This is a genomic window from Pseudemcibacter sp. (genome assembly GCF_965661635.1).
Lineage (GTDB): Bacteria > Pseudomonadota > Alphaproteobacteria > Sphingomonadales > Emcibacteraceae > Pseudemcibacter.
In genome coordinates, this window is record NZ_CBFIEP010000189.1 from 1 (window position 1) to 4,665 (window position 4,665).

The 4,665-nt window shown below is 40.9% G+C and carries 6 protein-coding genes; 2 read left to right on the forward strand and 4 right to left on the reverse strand.

Annotated features, from left to right (window positions below; translation table 11 throughout):
* The 4 genes from ACTF6W_RS12140 to ACTF6W_RS12155 all read right to left on the reverse strand — a co-directional run.
* Positions 1-260: NAD(P)-binding protein (locus tag ACTF6W_RS12140; RefSeq protein WP_438994813.1), on the reverse strand; the 260-nt coding region annotated here is incomplete at its 3' end.
* 11 nt (positions 261-271) lie between these two features.
* On the reverse strand, positions 272-805 hold the full coding sequence (locus ACTF6W_RS12145) for a gluconate 2-dehydrogenase subunit 3 family protein (protein WP_438994814.1): 534 nt from the start codon (positions 803-805) through the stop codon (positions 272-274).
* On the reverse strand, positions 805-1,860 hold the full coding sequence (locus ACTF6W_RS12150) for a sugar phosphate isomerase/epimerase family protein (RefSeq protein ID WP_438994815.1): 1,056 nt from the start codon (positions 1,858-1,860) through the stop codon (positions 805-807). Before ACTF6W_RS12150 ends, ACTF6W_RS12145 begins: the two co-directional genes overlap by 1 nt.
* 10 nt (positions 1,861-1,870) lie before the next feature.
* Positions 1,871-3,046, reverse strand: a complete 1,176-nt coding sequence (locus ACTF6W_RS12155; protein WP_438994816.1) for a Gfo/Idh/MocA family protein — start codon at positions 3,044-3,046, stop codon at positions 1,871-1,873.
* 113 nt (positions 3,047-3,159) lie between these two features.
* Between ACTF6W_RS12155 and ACTF6W_RS12160 the strand changes: the two genes are divergently transcribed.
* A complete protein-coding gene (locus ACTF6W_RS12160; RefSeq protein WP_438994817.1) occupies positions 3,160-4,197 on the forward strand; it encodes a LacI family DNA-binding transcriptional regulator in 1,038 nt (345 codons plus the stop codon).
* Positions 4,190-4,665 (forward strand): 3-keto-disaccharide hydrolase (locus ACTF6W_RS12165; RefSeq protein WP_438994818.1); only part of this gene is annotated, 476 nt, incomplete at its 3' end. The genes ACTF6W_RS12160 and ACTF6W_RS12165, both read left to right, overlap by 8 nt.

Sequence of the window (4,665 nt, forward strand, 5' to 3'; positions counted from 1 at the left end):
GCAAAAAAGTGTTTTGTGCTGTCTTTAAACGCATAGCAACGTTGCTGTCGTGGATATCGTTCATCTGCTAACTTCTGATCAACCCGGTCACCAAATTTCATTTCCCATGGATCTTTATTCTCACCGATATAGTCTTCACCATGTTCAACATATCTTCCGCGTTCTATGACTAAGGTTTTAAGCCCTTTTTCACAGAGTTCTTTCGCAGCCCATCCACCGGATATACCCGAGCCAACAACAATTGCATCAAAATCTTGCATTTATTTACTTTCTATGTCGCCCATGTTTTGCCAACTTCTTCAAATGGAACACAGCCTTGGTATGGTCCAGGGTATTGTTCATATCGCAATTCTTCTTCTGCGCCGATTTGCGATGTAAAATATCCCACGAGTGTTAATTCTTTAAATTCTTGGAAAAATGTTTTTTCGCCTTCTTCATTATCCATTTTAGTCATAATAGTATGACGTTCTTGCGCGGAACCTGTCATGAAATGACTATCGACGGCATTTAACCCCTTGATGAAATTGGAACGTTCATCATCATAATACCAATCACCAACAATAGCATGAATGTAATGATGTACTTTTGCGGCGATAGCGCCCGGTGTATCTGTATCAGGGATGATCATATCCGCCATTTTGGCAACCAATTTCAGTTGTTGATCCGAAAAGACTGGATTATCAACATCAATTCTTTCTTGCGCAAGAGCACCGGACATCACACCTGATATAACTGATGCTGAAAGAGCGCCTCCCGTCATCATCGCGACATTCTTAAGAAGTTTTCTTCTATTCAATTCCGACATCATTTAATTCCAATCAATTTCTTATTTAAATCTTCATCTGATCCACCGCCGGCAAAATCATCAAAACTATATTCACTAGGGCGAATAATGTGTTCGTTTACAAACTCAGCACCTTCACGTGCGCCATCCTCTGGATGTTTCATGCAACATTCCCATTCCACGACAGCCCATCCATCAAAATCATGCTGTGTTAAAGCACTAAAAATTGCTTTGAAATCGACTTGGCCATCACCAAGTGAACGGAAACGTCCCGGACGATCAATCCAATCTTGATAACCACCATAAACGCCACTGCGTCCATCGCAATTGAGTTCAGCATCTTTGACATGGAACATTTTAATTCGTTCATGATAAATATGAATAAAGTCCACATAATCCATTCCCTGTAATATAAGATGGCTCGGATCATATAGAATATTGGCGCGCGGATGATTGTCGACGGCCTTAAGGAACCGCTCGAAACTCGCACCATCGTGCAAATCTTCCCCGGGATGTATTTCATAACAGACATCACAGCCCACTTCATCAAAAGCATCAAGTATTGGCCTCCAGCGACGCGCCAGCTCTTTAAACCCCTCTTCCACAAGTCCTGCGGGGCGCTGTGGCCATGGATATACTGTGTGCCATAAAAGTGCGCCCGGAAATGTCACATGAGCGGTAAGACCCATATAGCCGCTTGCTTTTGCCGCCATCATCAATTGTTCCGTCGCCCATTTTTCTTTGGCTTCGTAGCTATCATGTGCTTTTTCAGGGGCAAACCCATTAAAAAGCGTATCATAGGCAGGATGACAAGCCACGAGCTGTCCTTGCAAATGAGTAGATAACTCCGTTACCTCAACACCATATTTTGCACATGTTGCAATAACCTCGTCACAATATGATTTGCTTGAAGCTGCTTTTTCCAAGTCAAAAATTCGTCCATCCCAAGTGGGAATTTGAACACCTTTGTACCCAATAGATGCGGCCCATTCGACGATTGTTTCCAGTGAATTAAATGGTGCTTCATCACCTGCGAATTGTGCTAGAAATAATGCAGGGCCTTTAATTTGTTTCATCTATTCACTCCTAATCTTCTATTTTTGTCCATTTTACATCTGAAGCTGAATTACCAACCACCGCTTCGATAAATGCCATGCCGCGAACGCCTTCATCGATACCTATTAAATCTGATCCACGGTAATGACCATCATAGGCACGTATTGCTTCTGCAAAACCTGTATAAAGATTGGCAAATGCCTCCAAATACCCCTCAGGATGTCCCGATGGCACTCGACATGCGGCGTATGCTTCCGCATAAAGGTTTGTTTTATCAACACCTGCCGTATAAGTAATCATTGCGGATCCATGCGGTTTATGCAGCAATTCATATGGCTTCATCTGATGCCATTCTAATCCGCCCCTTTCACCATATATCTTTATTTTAAGGGAATTTTCCTCACCAGCACATATTTGACTGGCCGTTAACGTCCCTGACGCACCATTGCTCATTCTAAAAAGCACCGAACCATCATCATCAAGTTTTCGGCCATCCACATATATATTTATATCGGCACAGACGTCTGTCATTAGTGAACCTGAAATATATTCGGCTAAGTTATGGGCATGGGTACCTATATCGCCCATTGATCCTGCTATTCCAGAACGTGAAGGATCTGTTCGCCATCCGGCTTGCTTGTTATCTTCATTGCCTTCTTCAAATTGCGAAAGCCATCCTTGCGGATATTCAACTAAAATTTTTCTAATCTCGCCTAACTTGCCATCTTTAACCATCGCTCTGGCTTGTTTCACCATAGGGTAACCAAGATAAGTATGCGTCAGCCCATAAAGTAATCCAGTTTCACCTATGATTTCTTTTAGTTTTTTTGCTTCATCTAAATTTAAGGTCGCGGGCTTATCGCTCATTACATGAAACCCCGCTTTAAGGGCGGCTTCAGCAGGCGGAAAATGCAAATGATTTGGCGTAACAATGGATACAAAATCCATACGTTCCCCCTCTGGAAGCAAGGCTTCCTTTTCCATCATTTGATAGAAATCATCATAGACACGAGAAGGGTCTAAAAAAAGGTCGGCACCAGCTTGCCTTGATTTTTCAGCACTACTACTAAAGGCACCACAAACAAGTTCTATTTGATTATCGAGCCGTGCAGCCATTCGGTGCACTTCGCCGATAAAAGCGCCGGGGCCGCCCCCAACCATACCCATTTTTATTCTTCGATTAGCAGGTAAAGTCGCATCTGTCATTTTGCGTCCCCATTTCTATATTATTTTAATTATATTATTTCCACATAAAAAATGTAATCAATTACATTTTAATTGGCAAGATTTATTTCCCTGTGTAGGATAGCTTGGAATATGTGAAAATTGATCATAAAATCAACCATACGGATAATAAAATGGCGACAATTCGTGACGTATCTAGATTAGCAGGGGTTTCAGTAGCTACTGTATCACGAACCCTAACGAAACCTGATAAAGTCTCGCAGAAAACCCGTGAAAAAGTCAACGTCGCCATTAAAGAAACCAATTATAAGCCAGATATCCTTGCGAGAAATTTTAGAACACGTAAATCATCAACGGTTGTTGTGCTTGTTCCTGATATCGCAAACCCGTTTTTCTCACGTGTTATTCGTGGCATTGAACAGACAGCACAAAAACTCGGGTATGCCGTTCTTCTTGGTGATACTCAAGGGTTAAGGGAACGTGAAATAACATATGCTAAAATGGTTGATACCTCACAAGCAGAAGGCATCATACAATTGGATTGCCATATACCATTTGAAGATCAGGAAAATATCACGGCACCGGTCGTTAACGCCTGTGATTGCGTTAGAGGTATTGAAATTCCATCTGTGCAAATTGATAATATTTCTGCCGCCAAAGAAATGACTGAACACCTGTTATCATTAGGTCATAAAAATATTGCCGTTATTTCAGGGCCAGAACAAAGCACCATCACCCAAGATAGATTATTTGGCCATATCAATTCACTGAATGATGCGGGCATCACATTTAAAACTGAAAATGTGGCATATGGTGATTACTCGATTCAATTAGGAGCAAAAGCCGCTGAAAAATTATTAAATATGTCACCCTCTCCTACTGCCATTTTTTGTATGAACGATGAAATGGCTATTGGCGCCATTCACTATGCTAAGAAAAAAAGGTTATCAGTCCCTGACGATATTTCAATTTCCGGATTTGATAACATTAGCTTTGCAGAATACAGTGATCCGCCCCTTACTACTATCTCACAACCCGCAGAAGAATTTGGCTCCTTTGCCATGTCAATGTTATTTGATGTGATGAAAGGCAATGAACTAGAAGAAAAATATAAATTACTCCCTTTTGAATTGATTAAGCGAAAAAGCACAGGAATAAATAACCATGATTAAAAAAATACTTTTAAGCACAGCGATTATAACCAGTATTGTTTCATCCGCAGCGGCAGAGGGAAAATGGATATCGTTATTTAATGGGGAAAACCTTGATGGCTGGACAGTTAAATTCAGCGGATTTGAAGTTGGCAATAATTATAAAGACACTTTTCAAGCGAAAGACGGAATTTTGTCAGTGAATTATGATCAATATGATGAATTTAAAGGGGAATATGGACATATTTTTTATAAGGATAAATTTTCTCATTATAAAATTCGTCTAGAATATCGCTTTACTGGTGAACAATTAACAGGAGGACCCGATTGGGGAATTCGCAATAACGGCATTATGTTTCATACACAGTCCCCAGAAAGTATGGAAATTGAGCACGGTTGGCCTGTGTCACTAGAGTTTCAATTACTAGGAGGGCTTAATGATGGGAAAGAACGTCATACTGGAAATGTATGCACGCCCGGAACACATAT